This window comes from Clostridium celatum (genome assembly GCF_021412605.1).
GTDB classification, from domain to species: Bacteria; Bacillota; Clostridia; order Clostridiales; family Clostridiaceae; genus Clostridium; species Clostridium celatum.
On the sequence record NZ_JAJKGM010000019.1, the window covers coordinates 28,428 to 45,202 of the forward strand.

At 26.1% G+C, this 16,775-nt stretch carries 15 protein-coding genes; 3 read left to right on the forward strand and 12 right to left on the reverse strand.

Annotation, left to right across the window (positions count from 1 at the left end; translation table 11 throughout):
* Positions 1-8: 8 nt before the first annotated feature.
* From LPC13_RS09520 to LPC13_RS09565, 11 genes are all read right to left on the reverse strand, one after another.
* Positions 9-2,423 (reverse strand): discoidin domain-containing protein, encoded by a 2,415-nt coding sequence (locus LPC13_RS09520; RefSeq protein ID WP_234088767.1) that lies wholly within the window; start codon positions 2,421-2,423, stop codon positions 9-11.
* 10 nt (positions 2,424-2,433) lie between these two features.
* Positions 2,434-3,492, reverse strand: a complete 1,059-nt coding sequence (locus LPC13_RS09525) for a hypothetical protein (protein WP_005215392.1) — start codon at positions 3,490-3,492, stop codon at positions 2,434-2,436.
* A gap of 183 nt (positions 3,493-3,675) precedes the next feature.
* Positions 3,676-5,376, reverse strand: a complete 1,701-nt coding sequence (locus tag LPC13_RS09530) for an FAD-dependent oxidoreductase (RefSeq protein ID WP_195244526.1) — start codon at positions 5,374-5,376, stop codon at positions 3,676-3,678.
* Between the two features lie 129 nt (positions 5,377-5,505).
* Complete coding sequence (locus LPC13_RS09535; protein ID WP_005215395.1) at positions 5,506-5,826, reverse strand: rhodanese-like domain-containing protein; 321 nt, start codon at positions 5,824-5,826, stop codon at positions 5,506-5,508.
* 128 nt (positions 5,827-5,954) lie between these two features.
* On the reverse strand, positions 5,955-6,632 hold the full coding sequence (locus LPC13_RS09540; RefSeq protein WP_005215398.1) for a Crp/Fnr family transcriptional regulator: 678 nt from the start codon (positions 6,630-6,632) through the stop codon (positions 5,955-5,957).
* Between the two features lie 276 nt (positions 6,633-6,908).
* The gene (locus LPC13_RS09545) at positions 6,909-8,192 is read right to left on the reverse strand and encodes an ATP-binding protein (protein ID WP_005215399.1); all 1,284 of its coding nucleotides are present in this window, start codon (positions 8,190-8,192) and stop codon (positions 6,909-6,911) included.
* Positions 8,193-8,199: 7 nt separating this feature from the next.
* The gene (locus LPC13_RS16990) at positions 8,200-8,328 is read right to left on the reverse strand and encodes a hypothetical protein (protein ID WP_005215401.1); all 129 of its coding nucleotides are present in this window, start codon (positions 8,326-8,328) and stop codon (positions 8,200-8,202) included.
* Between the two features lie 23 nt (positions 8,329-8,351).
* Complete coding sequence (locus LPC13_RS09550) at positions 8,352-8,909, reverse strand: accessory gene regulator B family protein (protein ID WP_005215402.1); 558 nt, start codon at positions 8,907-8,909, stop codon at positions 8,352-8,354.
* A 231-nt stretch (positions 8,910-9,140) separates the two neighbouring features.
* Positions 9,141-9,386 (reverse strand): hypothetical protein, encoded by a 246-nt coding sequence (locus LPC13_RS09555; RefSeq protein ID WP_005215404.1) that lies wholly within the window; start codon positions 9,384-9,386, stop codon positions 9,141-9,143.
* A 165-nt stretch (positions 9,387-9,551) separates the two neighbouring features.
* On the reverse strand, positions 9,552-11,177 hold the full coding sequence (locus LPC13_RS09560) for a Na/Pi cotransporter family protein (RefSeq protein WP_005215406.1): 1,626 nt from the start codon (positions 11,175-11,177) through the stop codon (positions 9,552-9,554).
* Between the two features lie 178 nt (positions 11,178-11,355).
* Complete coding sequence (locus LPC13_RS09565) at positions 11,356-11,679, reverse strand: hypothetical protein (RefSeq protein ID WP_040420018.1); 324 nt, start codon at positions 11,677-11,679, stop codon at positions 11,356-11,358.
* 346 nt (positions 11,680-12,025) lie between these two features.
* Here LPC13_RS09565 and LPC13_RS09570 point away from each other — a divergent pair, with 346 nt between their 5' ends.
* A complete protein-coding gene (locus LPC13_RS09570) occupies positions 12,026-12,457 on the forward strand; it encodes a hypothetical protein (protein ID WP_040420020.1) in 432 nt (143 codons plus the stop codon).
* Between the two features lie 233 nt (positions 12,458-12,690).
* The gene (locus LPC13_RS09575) at positions 12,691-13,095 is read left to right on the forward strand and encodes a hypothetical protein (RefSeq protein WP_195245054.1); all 405 of its coding nucleotides are present in this window, start codon (positions 12,691-12,693) and stop codon (positions 13,093-13,095) included.
* A 46-nt stretch (positions 13,096-13,141) separates the two neighbouring features.
* Here the strand turns inward: LPC13_RS09575 and LPC13_RS09580 are convergent, their stop codons facing one another.
* Complete coding sequence (locus LPC13_RS09580) at positions 13,142-15,274, reverse strand: sensor domain-containing diguanylate cyclase (RefSeq protein ID WP_234088768.1); 2,133 nt, start codon at positions 15,272-15,274, stop codon at positions 13,142-13,144.
* 206 nt (positions 15,275-15,480) lie between these two features.
* Between LPC13_RS09580 and LPC13_RS09585 the strand changes: the two genes are divergently transcribed.
* The gene (locus LPC13_RS09585) at positions 15,481-16,626 is read left to right on the forward strand and encodes a DUF2974 domain-containing protein (protein WP_005215416.1); all 1,146 of its coding nucleotides are present in this window, start codon (positions 15,481-15,483) and stop codon (positions 16,624-16,626) included.
* The last annotated feature ends 149 nt before the right edge of the window (positions 16,627-16,775 follow it).

Below are 16,775 nucleotides of genomic sequence, written 5' to 3' on the forward strand. Positions count from 1 at the left end.
ATCACCTCCTAATTCTCTTTCTCTAATCCTAGTCTTATTTCAGCTGCTGACCCAAACTTCTTTTCCGAATCTGACACACTTTCAACAACTTGAAGTTTTACAAAACGTGCATTTAAAGTTTCAAAATATGCATATTTAGTTTCACCATTATTTTCCCACGTATCTCCCTCTGTATTAACCTTAACCCATTGGTCACTTTCATTTTCTTTCACATAAATTTCATACTTTGTAATAATTCCATTACTTCCTCCAGATTGTCTAGGAACATATTTTAACATTGATATAGGTTGTACTTTATTCATATCAATTGTTATCCAAAGATTTTCTAATGTATCTCCTGCCCATAAACTATGCCATACTGTAGAAGTGTTATTATCTAAAACATTTGATGCTGGTCTTTGAACATTCTGCATTTCTACGCTACCTGCTGTGACTACCATTCCCTCTGGACTATATTCTACAATTACCTTTTCAATTTTAATTTTATACTCTTTAATAGTCCCATTTATAAACTCTACTTTTAATTTATATCTATTGCTTATAAAATCACTCTCATCAACAGTTATATTCTCGTTATTTACAGATAGCTTAACTCCATTGGAATATCTAAAGTTATTTAAAAAATCTTTTACCGTTGTTTTATTCTGTACACCACTAATTGTATCTTCACTAATATTATAAATATCTGAATAAATTTCATTTACAGCTTCTTCATTACCAATATCTGTTTCATATACCCCTATATCAGGTATAAGGCCAATTATATTTCCAAAGAAATCCCTATCTGTATTTCCATTAATATATATTCCAGAGTTTATTGCTGGTGAGCTATCTTCAAGCTTATATCCATCAAACACATTCAAATCGTTTACACTCCCAATTGTAGTTATTGGAGCTGATCCCGGATTTATAAACATAGGATCTTCAGTTATAGCAAATTTATCTGTACTAGGCACTGTATTATATCCATAATATATATTATGTGTAAACTCTTTATTATTTGATGGCTCCCATTCATCATTAGGATTAGCTATACTAACATTATAGAAAATATTATTTGCTAAATATCCTTCTCCTGTAGTCTTTTCGCTTTGCAGATTATGAATTCTAGTTTCTAAATCTCCACCAATATAAAATATATTGTTATATATCTTAACTAATGGATTTCCTTGAAATGTAATTAAACTTTTTAAGTCATTTTGGCTTATATTATATCGGAACGTTCCATTATATGCTTCATTTAAACATATAAGCATAGCTCCACCACCATTATTGTGACTATAATTATATTGATAAATTGTTCCATCGGACCAATCAATATCCCACGCTTGTCCATCTCCATTATTTTGTCCTATTGTATCAAAAGCCTCATTGTTTTGAAAAATGGCATCTTTACATTTCCATGGCCAAATTGTTGCACAGAAGTTTTGCCAATAGCTATACTCTAACATATCTACTCCTGCTTTATCAGAAACATTCTTTTGTATTAATGGTTTATTTGAGTACATAACACAAATCGCATCATTTCCTGGATTTTGTACATAATTTTCTTCTATTGTAATTTTACTGTGTCCATACTTTTCAATTATCTCATCACTAATTTCAGCTCCAGTAAACTTACTATGATTATAGGTGTATCCAAAAATAATTCCCCCTCTAGATACATCCTTAACATGACATCCTTTTATTAGTATATCTTCATATCTTGCTATTCCAGTCTCAGTCTCATTATCTGGCTTTAAAACATTCATTTGGATCCCACCATTATTCATGTGTTTATCTTGAATATTTCCATCTACATCATGGATATATAAATCCTCTAAATGAATACCTTCCATAGTTCCACCATTTTTTGCAATACCAGCAACACCTGTACGATCCATTCTTTCTGACACTTTATCATTTGAATTTAAGTAATTAAAATCATCTGATTTATTAGTAATCTCCAAATTATTTATATTTATAAAATCAGTATCATAAAGTAATATTGTAGAAGAAACATATCCCTTACTTCTATGACCAGAATTAGCCATTGACTGTATATAATCTTGATACCAAATCCCTTCCCCATTACCATTAATGATTGGCTTTATATCACCACCATATTTAGTAATTTCAATTGGATTTTCCTTTGTACCACTGACATCTTTTAGATGAATAAATCCATTAAATACAGAACCTGATTCTAACAATACCCTATCTCCTGGCTGTAATTCTATTCTTTCAAGCTTGTCTAATGTTTCCCATGGTTTATTTTCAGTAGTTGCATCATTCTTATTATCTCCTCTAATGCTACTTATATAATAATCTCTACCTATAGTACGTTTATTATCATCTGCGGCATATGCTTTTACTGTAAATAAAGAAGTACATATACCTACAGTAAGTACTAAACTAAGTGACCGTAACATTGTTTTTCGCATAACTATCCCCCTATTTTATATTATTTTTTGTGAAATTATATACGTTATTATCATCCTTAATAACCTTTAAACCTTCAGCACGCTTTGCAACAATATCGTCATAATGTTCTTCACGCAATGCCTTTTTCACATTATCCACCACCTCCTCATATGGAATATAATCATAATCTATTCTATTGATACACTGTATCAAATATAGACACCCATTTTGATCTAAGACTTGTGTTACATCTCCACTATAAAGTTCCATAGAAATTTCTATTATGTCTTCTATAATCTTCGCCTTTGCCGATAACTCTTCTGATAAAATTGTTTCATTTGTAAAATACTCTTTTAATACTTCATCATTTTCAACTAAGCTTGTTAATGAATTATTATCATCAATCTTTTTACTTATCTCTATCATATGTTTTTTTATATTTTTGACTTCTTCATCATCTAACTCTAAATATCCATAGTATACCTTTACATAAGCTAGCTCAAAATCATCATTTTTTATAAATAATCTATCTTTATTTTTATCATAATATTCTTTTCCTTCATTATTTGTAATTTCCATACGTTCATTACTTAAATCATTACAATAAGTTTTTTGAAGTTGGTCTGTTTCATATTCTAAAAATAAATCCTCTGAATATTTAGATAGTCCATATATGGGCTTACCATTTTTTATATTCTCTGCTCTTGTCCTATTTTCATTTTCTAAACGGTTTATAAAGTCCTCATATTTTGCAGAATAAACATACCCATTTTCTTTCGCTATTTCATAAATACTATGAATTCTTACTAATTCATCTATAGTACTATCAGCAAGCATCTTATATGGATATTCGCCATTAAATTCCTCTTCCCAAAAATTCTTAGTTATCTTTGCACCATATTCTTTTATAAAATACTGCGTAATATCATATTTTTTACTATTCATGGCACGAATATATTCATCTTTGCTAATATCTACACCTTCAATTTCAAGCTTAAGATTGCTAATACTTTTAGCATATACTCCAACAGCTATAAGTAAAATAATCGTTGTAACTAACAATACTATAATAAGTAGTTTTTTTTTCATTTTATCTCTCCTTCCATGTACTTCTTTTGCTTTTTTTACTTTATTTACTATAATTATACATCCACTAATGTATTATGTCTTGTTTTAATTATTACTATTTCTAAAAATTCTAAGTAAATATAAAAAAACTCCTAATATAAATACAATATTTGTATTTATATTAGGAGTTAATATTACTATAAATTATTTAAAATTATAATTAGTTACTATAGGTTCTCTAGTCTTTAATTTATCATTATATGCCTCATAGAAAGATAAACCTAAAAAGCTTCCTGTTATATTTATTACATTATCATATCCTAAATTTTGAAGAGCTAAAGCTGCATTATAGCTTCTTTGACCAGTTCTGCAATGTAAATAAACTGGCTTATCTTTAGGAATTTCATTTACCCTTTCTCTTAGTTCGCTTAGAGGAATATTTATCGCTCCTTTAATATGACCGTTTTCAAACTCCATTCTTTCCCTAACATCTACTATATAAGCCTCTTCTTCAACTAAATCCCTTACTTTATCAACATTAACTTGTTTAAATGAACCACTTAAAAGATTAGATGCAACATATCCAGAATAATTTACAACATCTTTTGCTGTTCCAAATGGTGGCGCATAACATAATTCTAAGTCTTTTAAATCCTCCACTGTAGCTTTAAACTTAATAGCTGTTGCAATTACATCCACTCTCTTAACAGCATCTCCTTTTCCTATAGCTTGTGCCCCTAAAACCCTTCCTGTTGGAACTTCAAATATAAGCTTAAAGTGCATAGGTGCTGAATCTGGCATTATTCCTACCTTATCATTTGTTGATATTCTAACTATATCATAATTTATTTTCATCCCTAAAGTATTTATTAAAGACTCATTTAATCCTGTTGATGCTGCATTATAGTCAAATACTTTAATTGCACTTGAACCTATATATCCTTTATTTGCAGTAACCTTTCCATTTATATTATCTGCTACACTTCTTGCTGCCTTTTGTGCTGGACCTGCAAGTGATAATTTAGTATAGCTATGAGTTAATGCATTATATACTTCTATAGCATCTCCTACTGCATAAATATCCTTATCATTTGTTTTATAGTTTGCATCTACAGCTATAGCTCCTGTTTCACCAAGCTTAATTCCTGCATTCTTTGCAAGCTCTACTTCTGGTGCTACCCCTATAGCCATTACTACAGCATTAGCCTTTATTTCCTTTCCTGAAGCTAAAACAACTGTATCTTTTTCAAATTTAGCAACTTTATCCTCTACAATTAAATTAACCCCATGGTCTACCATTTCTTTATGAAGTATTTGAACCATATCATAATCAAAAGGTTTTAATATTTGTGGTGTAGCTTCTATTAAAGATGTATTATATCCACCTTTAATTAAATTTTCTGCTGCTTCAACTCCAATGTAACCTCCGCCAATTACAACTACATCTTTTACATTTAAATCTTTAATAAATTTATTTAATCTATCTATATCTACAACATTTCTTATAGTAAATACATTAATATTTTCTATTCCTTTAATCTTAGGAACTATTGGTTTTGCCCCTGGTGAAAGAATAAGCTTATCATACTTTTCTTTATAAATTTCACCACTTAATAAATCTTTAATTTCAATTTCTTTATTTTCTCTATCTATATACAAAACTTCACTACTAACTCTTGCTTCTATATTATATTGAGCTTTAAACTTTTCTGGACTCATTAAAACTAATCTATTTGCACTTTGAATTGTTCCACTTAAATGATATGGAAGAGCACAGTTTGAAAATGATACATGAGGACCTTTTTCAAACATTATAATTTCATCATCTTCACTATTTCTTCTAAGTCTTGCAGCAGCTGATGCACCCCCAGCAACTCCACCAACAATTAAAATTCTTTTTTTCATATTACTTCACCTATCCCTTATCCTAAATTCTCTAACTACTTAATTTATTAAGTACATCTTTTATTACTATCACTAAACTCATTGATTGGGTAATGTATCTTAACTCTTTTATCCCTATTTATACTTTACTTAATCTCTATGCTTTCCCAAATAAGAACCAACTCCACCATCAACATTAATTACATCAAACCCTTTTTTTCTAAGATCATTACAAGCCATAGAACTTCTTCCCCCTGATTGGCAAATTATATAATATTCCTTATCTTTTTTTAAGTACTTATCAGGGTTACTTAAAAGTGTTTGCATCGGTATATTTTTTGCTGTCTTTATTGAACCTTCTTTATACTCATAAGCTTCTCTTATATCTATAAGCTCTATATTCCCAATTAAATTATCAATATCATTTACATTAACTACTTTTCCACTATTTCTATTAAAAAATCCAAACATAAAATTTTTCCTCCAAAACTTTAATTTTATCTTTCGTATAATTTTTAAAAATTTTCTCTTAAACTTCTTTGTGTAATTACCTTACTACTATAGTTTATTCTGCATTTTAAAAATAGTTTGTGATTATATCACCTTAAAATATCATTTAAATCTTTTTCTATTGTTATTTTTCCTCTACTTAATTTTAAATATCCTTGTCTTTCTAATTCCTTCAACCTTCTACTTACCACTTCTCTTGCAGAATCAAGCTCGAATGCTAAATCATTATGTGTTATATAAATATTTCTACTATTTTTTTCAATAAGTAATTTAACTAATCTCTTCTCTAAAGATTCATGTTTAACCTCTTCCTTAACATTTATAATAAGCTTAAATTTTTCATATAAATCCTTATATATATACTGTAAAAATAGTTTATCTTGTAATAGATATCTATTTACTATATCAAATGGAATAACACATATTTTAGAATTTTGAATTGCTTTTCCTATAATATTTAAAGATTTACAATTCATAAAACAGCTTAGTGCTTCATGACATAACTGACCCCTTTCTATATTATAAAGATTAGTTTCTTCGCCCTTTTCATTTATCTTACTAATCTTTATCATTCCACTTATAACAAATAAGAATCCCATACACTCTCCTTCATTTGCAGTTAAATATTCATCAGCAATAAGTTCTTTAAATATAGTTTTTTCTTTTAAAATTCCTTCATTTTTTTCATCTATTTGTGCAAGTATTGGATATGTTTCATAAAGCTTATTTATATTACTATTTATATTGCTATTAATTTCATTAATCATATTTTATACTTCCCCCTAATAACTAAAATTCTAAGCTATTAAATATTTTTAATATTTAATATATATTATTTACTATTTTATACCTTAAATATATAAAATGTGTGATTAAGTCACATAAGCACTTAATTCATAGTATGTATCCTATACAAATAATAAATTAAAAAGTTTCTATTCTTAAAAATAAATTCATATAATAAAAACTTAATTTACTATTTTTAATATAAAACTAATTACTAATAGAAATATAAATAAAAAAGTTAATGAGATAAACTAATTCTAGCTTATCTCATTAACTTTTATAATATCCATTACCCTTGGTAGTTTAATAATAAATTCTGTTATTTCTACGGTACTATGTACAGATATAGTTCCTCTATGATTTTCTATAATTTCTTTTACTATAGCTAGTCCTAAACCATGTTCTTTATCTATATCTTTTTTGGTTGTAAATCCAGCATTAAATATTTTTTCTATAATATTATCATCTATTTTAGGACCATCATTTGTAATCTTAATAATAACATCTTTAATTCCGTAATATGTTCTAATAGTTATAATTCCTCTTTTATTCATAGCTGTAACAGAATTTCTCGCAATATTAGATATAACTCTTTGTATTTCTAACTCTGTTAAACTTGTATCTTCTAATTTAGCTTGTTCATCTATAATTACATTAATTCCTGTATGCTCTATACTACTCATAATCATAGCTATAGTTGAGCAATCACTATTTGCTATCTTTATCTCTTGTTTAATAGTATTATGTCCATTTATTATATCTTTTAATAACTCTCCTAACCTCTCATGCTTACCCATAAGATGAAGACCATAAAGGTATGAAATTTGAGCTCCATAATCATGTTTAACCTTTTTAAGTTCATTTATTTTTTCTTCTAAGGCTACATTTAATAAGTCTATTTCCTTTGCCTTTTTCTCTATATAAGAAAAATATATAGTAATTCCAATTATAAAAACTCCTAATAATATAAATATTATCTCTTGCATTATAGGATTATCTCTCCCATGAATTATGCTATTAAAAGATGCTATAAAATCCACTACTACAGTTATTATAATCAATGTTACTATAGATGATACTTTTGACCTAATACTTTTATAAATTTTATAGCATAACTCCCTTTTACTAAGCACCAAAAATGCCATTATAAATTGTGGCATGTACATAAATATTACCATACCTAATTCTACATACTCTGCTGGTAAATTTGGCTGAATAAATGGGAAAAATATATTAGAGCAAATTAATAAATTTATGCATATAGCAAAATATATCATACTAAATCCTATTGTTGCTCCTAAATGATCTTTCTTATATGTAATTGCTCCGAAAAGCATAACAACTATATGGCTTACAATAGCGCCTAAACCCGAAGCTCCCATAATTGAAGATATAATCACAGTAACTATACATAAAATTACTATGTAAATCATCATTTCAAACTTATTCTTTTTACTTTTTTCATCAACACAAAAATTTATTATACCAATAATCATAACATATTGTAATACAGTGTTTATTAAATCTACTAAAAATATCATTTTAAAACTATCTTAGCCCTTTCATTGAGTCTGGTATTTCTTCTACACCTATTGTAAGTAGTGATGCTGTTCCTGAATTTATCATTACACTTGTTAACATTAATATAAAACATCCTAAGTATTTTTTTAGTTTCATACCTTCACCTCCTAATCCTATGCTTACTTTCCATATTTATTAAACATAAACATAACTTGTATAATATTTGCCCATACTATTATTTGAGAAAACCATTTAACTTTAAACATAATTAATGAAATTATACTTAAAATTATTATATTAGTAATTCCTATAAATCTATTTCTTTTAATAAGATCTTTTCTAGTTAAAGGCATTTTATAATTTATAACTGGCGCCTTATTATATACACAAAAAATACTCATTAAATTTATTATAAAACAGCCTACTAAACTTAAATCACTAGTATTTGCTAATAAAATAATTGCTAATACCAAAATGAATGTAGCCAAAAAACATCTAATTTGGCTGTCTTCGTGATATCCGCCTATAAATGGTTTTGTAATTGACATAATTCCAAGTATTAATATAGCCTCTTTTAAATGTCCAAACACAGCTAATATCAGCACAATAATTATAATTTTTATAACTTCATATAAAAATACTCTAAGAGTATATTCCATTTGCTCTTCTTGTTCTTCAGTATAGTTATTATATTTGGATAAATCTCCAATTATATTTCTTGAAAGTTTTTTTATCATTTAATTACCTATAATTCATTCGACATTTTTCTACTTTAATTATAGCATTTTATCCTGTTTATGTATAGCTTTTCCTGTTATATAATTCAATTTATATAATTTTATTGTCAATTTTAATTTTATAGTCTTTATTAAATGAAATCTTTTATGTTAAACCTAATTTTAATAATCTCTGCTAAAATTTAGACCAAAGGCATATTTTGTAAAATAACCTTTGGCCTAAATTTGATATTATAATATTTTCCTTATATTAGATATATCATATTCTTTAATTAACTTTTTATTATCTTCTGTATAAATTATTAAACTAACCTTTCCTTCCTTATATCTTAAATAATTACCTTTACTTTTGCTACCAATTACATTTACAGATTTACCTCTCTTTAGTTCCTTAATATTAGTTGAGTTACAATACTCACATTTATCATTTATTGTGAATACTCTTTGACAATCTAAACAGTAATTTAATTTTTGCATTATAGCTCCCCCTATAAATTTAATCTGAACATTTACATATTAAATTTATATGAGTTTTTAATTATTTATATAACAAAATTTATAATAAACATTTTATATAAAAATAATTTTATACAAAACATAAATTTTTCTTATAACTTTACTACTTTTCTAATTTATAAATCACTAAACATGAATCTTATGGTTATGATTTTCTTTAACTGTAGCTATATTATTTGCATGATCCCCAATTCTTTCTAAATTTGATAATAAATCAAAAAATATTAATCCTGCATCTGTATAACATTTCTTAGAATTTAATCTTATTATATTATTATTTCTAAATTTTCTTTCAAGCATATCTATGCGCTCTTCTACTTCATCAACAACTTCATCTTCATTTTCATCTTCTTTAATAAATCTTCTTATAGCTATATCTACAGAGCTTAAAGTTACTTCAAAAATTTCTTTAATCTCATTTAATGCTTCTTTAGATATTTCAATTTTATTATTAAATTTATTTATAGCCAGTTCTACAATATTTTCACAATGATCCCCTATTCTTTCTATATCATTAATGGTATGATACACTTCACTAATTAACTCTGCATTTTCCTTAGGTAAATTATGTTGTGAAAACTCCACTAAATAATCAGTAATATCCTTTTCTAATATATTAATAATATTTTCATTTTCATATACATTTTTTATATCATTATCATCTCCATAAAAAAATGCTTTCATTGCTAATTGAAAATTATCTCTTGCAATTTGGGCCATTCTTACAGTCTCCTTGACTACTTGAGTACTTGCTACAACAGGAGTTTCTAAGAGCTTTTTATCTAAATATATTGCTCCACATATTTCTTTTTTCTCATCATCAGGTAAAACCTTATTTACAAACTTAACAAAATAATTTGATATAGGTAATACAACTATGGTTATCACTATATTAAAAATTGTATGAGCATTGGCAACTTGCCTACCTAAATTATACGGGGTTAAATATGCTACAATTCTTATAACATAAGCTGAAAGTGGTAAAAATATTATAGTTCCAAATATTTTAAATAATAAATGTAAAAGAGCTGCTTTTTTAGCAGTTTTATTTGCCGTTAAAGATGCTATTATGGCTGTAACACAAGTTCCTATATTACATCCTAATACTATAGGAAAAGCAATTTTCATATCAATTGTTCCTGCCGAAGCTAAAGCTACTAATATTGATGTTGTTGCCGAAGAGCTTTGTACTATAGCTGTCATTACAACACCAACTAAGACACCAAGTATTGAATATTTCCCCATTACTATGATTATCTCTTTAAAAACTTCTAGTTCTGCTATAGGCTGCATAGATGATGACATTAAGTTCATCCCCATAAATAATATCCCAAAACCTACTGAAATCACAGCAATATCTCGTATCTTTTTCTTTTTAGATACTAACATTAATATCGCACCTATTCCTATAAATATTGGTGCTACAACTTCTAGCTTAAAACTTACCATTTGTGCTGTTATTGTTGTTCCTATATTAGAACCTAATATAACACCTGTTGCTTGTATTAATGACATAAGTCCTGCATTAACAAAGCTTACAACCATAACTGTAGTTGCACTAGAACTTTGAATCACAGCTGTTACTATAGTTCCTACAAAAACACCCATCATTTTATTATTTGTTATTTTTTCTAATATACCTTTTAACTTCTCACCTGCGACATTTTCTAGGCCATCCCCCATCAGCTTCATTCCGTATAAAAACAAACCTAATCCTCCGAATATACCTGTAAAAATTTCAAACCCACTCATACTTTTTTCTTATCCCCTCATAATCGTATTTTTAAAATTTATGTATACTTTAAACTTTTTATTCATCATTTAATTTTACATTTTACTAATAATACTTAAACTATAAAAATACTACTTTAAAATAAATAAAAAATAGTGTTATGCAATAACACTATTTTTTATTATAAATATTAAAACTCTATTCATATAAAATTTTGCAAGTTGAAAAATCTAAATAATCTCTATATTCAAATTTACATGCTTTTAGAAAATTCTCCTCACTCCAAAAATTATTTCCTATAATACAATTACTATCTACTACCTCACTTAATTCATTATATGATATTACATTATTATTTTCATTAATTGCTCCTTTGATACATTTTAAAATATCAGAATCATATTTATCCTTAACTAAGGTTTCTGCCTCTACATTAAACTTTAAATCCCACACTATAAATTTCTTTTCATTAGATAAATTTGAATCTTTTTTAATAGAAAGTGAATTAACTTTTATTTTCATATTTATCCCTCCAAACATTTAATGTATACCTTTACATATTAGATTATATTAATCTACTTTCAAAATTAATCCTATTATTTTATTTATACTAAATATTTCGTATTTTATTTTTCTACTTTTTATTTATATATTTTTATCTATACTTTATCTTTCGTACAAAACAGCCATAAAAATCATATATTAAAATAGTATTTATATACTAACTTTTCTTTATATATTCATTGAATTTACTATTACTTATAAAGCTATATTCTATTTATAATATAAGATTCTAGATATATTTTTTTAACCTTACTTAAATTAAAGTAACTAAAGTTTTATCACTTAATACATGGAGGATATTAAATTGAAATGTAAGAATAAAGATACTATGGCTGAAGACATAGAAAATTATTTAAATGATTTAGATATACAACTTGCAAATCTTGAGAAACTCGGTTCTTCCCTTTTAGTAATCGGATATGCCTTATTTGTGTACGGATCTAATATAGATATTCTTGATACCTTAGGTATAAATAACACTGGCCAAACTGCTACCTCTATAACTCTTCAAGGTGGCGAACTAATTTTATATGGATATATACTACTATTTATAGTTTCAGCAAAAAGATTAGAAGAAAAAATTTTTGAAAATGAAGCTACCGAAAATACTTATGTACTTTCACCATACCAAAAATTATATTTTTCATACTGGGTAGCTATATTTATGAATTTACTTAGAGTTAGTGCATTATCTGAATTAGATTATTTAAATAAGTCTGGTGAAGCTTTTGTATAATTTATATTATTTTATTTATAATAAAGCTCCATACCTTTGTATTTTACGATACATTATGGAGCAAACCTTTTCTTATTTCAACTTATTAATAGCTTCTTATATTTACTTATAATACAAAAAATTCTTTTATTCAAAATAATTTACAATATTAATTTCCTTTAAATAATGTATTTTTATTTTTATTTAACATAAAACAATATTAACATAACTTTTAAATAATTTAGGAGGTAATTATGTCAAAAAGTGAAAAGATATCTCAAGTACTTAATGAAAGTAATACTGACCTTAACTTACATGAAATAAAAGCTAAAACTGGTGCTGGTAATGGATTTAAACATCATACTTCTACTTCTAAAAGCTCACTTATCAATAACACTAATAAATCTAAAAAAATATATGATATAGTTACAAATATTGAAGGTAAAATAAACTTACATAAAATTAAATCTCAAACTGGTGCTGGTAATGGTTTTAAAGATCTTTCAAGTAATAATATAAAAGAAAATATTTCTGATTCCAGAGCCTACGCCCATAAGAGCCATAAAATTCATGCAATATTTCATGCTTCCGATAGAAAGCTTAATTTACATGAAATAAAAGCTAAAACTGGTGCTGGTAATGGTTATAAGCAACATTAAAAAAAGTAAAGCTTGCTCCATAAAGTTAAGGTGCAAGCTTTACTTTTTATTTCTCTGAAATTATAACCTTATTTTTCCCACTATTTTTCGCTTTATATAAAGCTTCATCAGCAATACCAATTATCTTATTTGCTTGTATTTCATAATTATCAATTAATTTAACCCCCATACTTATAGTTAAATCAACTTGTCCTTTATCTTCGAAAACAAAATTTAAATTTTCTATGTTTTGTCTAATTCTTTCTGCTATAATCTCTGTATTTGTATCATCAGTATCAACAACTACAACCAAAAATTCCTCTCCGCCATATCTTCCTACTATATCACATTTCCTAATAGAATAATTTATAGCTTCTGCTACATTTTTTATAGCCTCATCTCCACATTGATGACCATATACATCATTAATATTTTTAAAATTATCTATATCAATCATCATTACAGATAAATTGAAGCCCTCATGCTTTCCTTTGTTATGTAATTTATAATATCTTTTAAGTACTTCTCTTCTATTATATATATTTGTCAATACATCATGAGTCGCAGAATATTTAACTTCTTTATATAATCTTGAATTTTCTAAAGCAATTCCTATATAAGTAGATAATATTTTTAAAGTTGTTAACTCCTTAATTCCATACTTACTTTTTTCACAATGTTGAGTGCTAATAACACCTATTATATTTTCTCCTATAATTATTGGAACAAACATTAAGGATTGAGCAATTCTTCCCGACTCTAAATTTTGATCTATTTTATTATTTTCTAAAGCCTCAATGTCTCCACTTATATATTTTTTATACTCTTTTATAATATCTCCAATTAATATCTCTTTCTTATTATTTATACAATAAGACGTAAAAGTATTTTCATTAACATATCTATTATCTACAGATATTCTCTCTTTTTCCTTTAAAATAAGTTCATATTTATACTTACAAATACTTTCATCATAAATAACTATTTGAAGTAAATCGAATTCAATTAAACTTTTTACTTCACTTATTATAACATTTAAAATATCTTCTTTTTCTAAGTTTGATATTATACTTTGTCCAACTTTATATAAAGCTTCTGCTTGTTTATATAACACCTTATACGTCTTTTCTATTAATTGTTGCTTCTTATCATCTAATATATCTAGCTTAATATTTTTATTTTTTTCAGCCTCTTTCTTAAATTCCACATATCTTTCCAAATAAAAATATGCTTTCTTATACATTCCTAAACCTTTATAAGCTTCACTAGAAAACTTACAAAATAATGCTTCATCTATACTTGCCCCATTATTTTCTCGTATACTTTCAATTTCCTGCAACTTAGATATAGCAATATCAAAGTTTTTCATCTTTAAATCTAAAGCAATCCAATTAAATAATATTTCTACAACCCATATAAAGCAGTCTATATTTTTAGCAATTAATAAAGCTTCTTTATAAATATCATCTGCTTCACTATACCATTGTTTCTCTACATATATATTTGCCTTAACTACTAAAACATTAAATAGTATTTTAGGAGCATAATCTTTAGAAATCTTATATGCCTTTTTTATAGACTTAACAGCCTCATCTAAATTTTTTAAATTTCTCTCACATTCTGCTTTATTTATATAAGTAATAACTTCGTGTTCTCTATATTCAAAATAAGCTGCTTTTATTAATTCATCTAAAACTTCTTTTGCTTTATCAAATTCTTCTAATTCCATATATAACCCTGACATATTTACTTTAATGGCCGCTAGGCTTTCTTGATTGTTATACTCTTCAGCAAGATTTATGCCCTTTAATGCCCATTCCATTGCTAAATCATACTTGCCATCTCTACCATAATCAGCTATAAGAGAAACTATAGAGTTCAATATACCATCTTTATCTTCCTGAATTTTAAATAATTTAAAAGCTTTTATATGATATATTATTGCATTTTCAAAATCCATGTTCTTATAATAAACTTTTCCCTTTTCAATTAAAAACCATGGATAAGCTTGCTGTAAATCATTTTCTTTGCAATAATTTATTAATTTATCTATTACATCCTTTGCTTCAACTACACTTAATAGATTTATTTTTTTACTTAATATTTTAGCATATTGACCATCACTTTTTAATTCGTCTAACGCAACTATTTCTTCATCTACTCTTATTACCATTTCTAATATCAACTCTCTTATTTGCATATATATTTATATTTTATATTAAATAAATTCCATAGGTCAACCTTTTTTCCTATAATATTCCAAAGAAAGTTCTTATTATTATTTAAAATACCTTTTTAGATAATTTTTAAATATCCTTTTTAGTATTTTTATTTTTTTTTGAAACAAAACAATATTATAAAAAATATTATATTTAATTATGATTAATATTTTAAACGGAGATAATTATGGATAATATAATTAATTATGTAGAGAATGAGTTACATACAATAACTGAAAAACCTTTTAATCCTGTAGATTCGTTAGTTCTTTCTCAAATTTGCTATATAAACTTTGGAAGTCTAGTAGGACATGTCCATGAAAACAAAAAACATATTACTTTTAAAGATTTGCTTAAAACCGAATGTTTCCCTAAGATGTTTGACTCCATTCCTTATGGAACAAATACTAAAGCCTTACTTTTTGCACTTGCTGCAAGTCCAAGATTTAGAGATATAAGAATAAATTACTATATATCTAAAACTGATTCTACTTTTGAAAAACAATTTTCAGCTATAACATTTATATTAAATAATACTGCTGCTTACATTGCTTTTCGTGGTACAGACTATACTGTCGTAGGATGGAAAGAGGATTTTAATATGGCTTTTACAAGTCCTGTTCCATCCCAAATAGAAGGGGTGAATTATCTTAATACTATTGCTAAAATAATTCCCCATGACCTTTATATAGGAGGACATTCAAAAGGAGGAAATATTGCTGTTTACTCAGCTATGAATTGTAATTATAGAATTTCAACTCGTATTAAAAGTATTTATAGTCATGATGGACCTGGCTTTAGAAAAGAAATAATACAAAGTGATAAATTTAATAGTATAAAAGATAAAATTCACAAAACACTTCCTCATTCATCACTTATTGGAATGCTATTAGAAAATCATGAAGATTATCATGTAATAAAAAGCAATAAATTTGGTGGATTAAAACAACATAATCCTTTTTCTTGGGAAATATCAAATTGTGATTTTAATTACTTAGAAAAAATCTCTAGTAGTGCACAATATACAAATGATACTTTAAATAAATGGTTAAGCGAAGTTGATGATAATAAACGTAAGATACTTATAAATACCTTATTTGATATACTAAATTCAACTAGCTCTAAAAGTTTTATTGAACTCTCTCAAAACCGCAAGAAAAATATTCCTATTATAATATCTGCAATAAAAAACATGGACGCTGAACTAAAGTCTATGTTTATAGAACTTATTAAGGAACTTTCCTCCTTATACTTAAAAAATCTTGCCCCTCACGAAAAATCAAATATGTCAGATTTTAAGAAATCATTTATCTCACATTTATCATCAAAGTAAACTAGTGAAATTTATAATATTCTAAATGCAAAAACACCTAATAGAATTTAATTGCTCTTATTAGGTGTTTTTACTTTATTAATTTTTTATTATTTCTAATTTAAAGATATTTTTTATATAATACTATTTATTTTGTCATTTAAAAAATT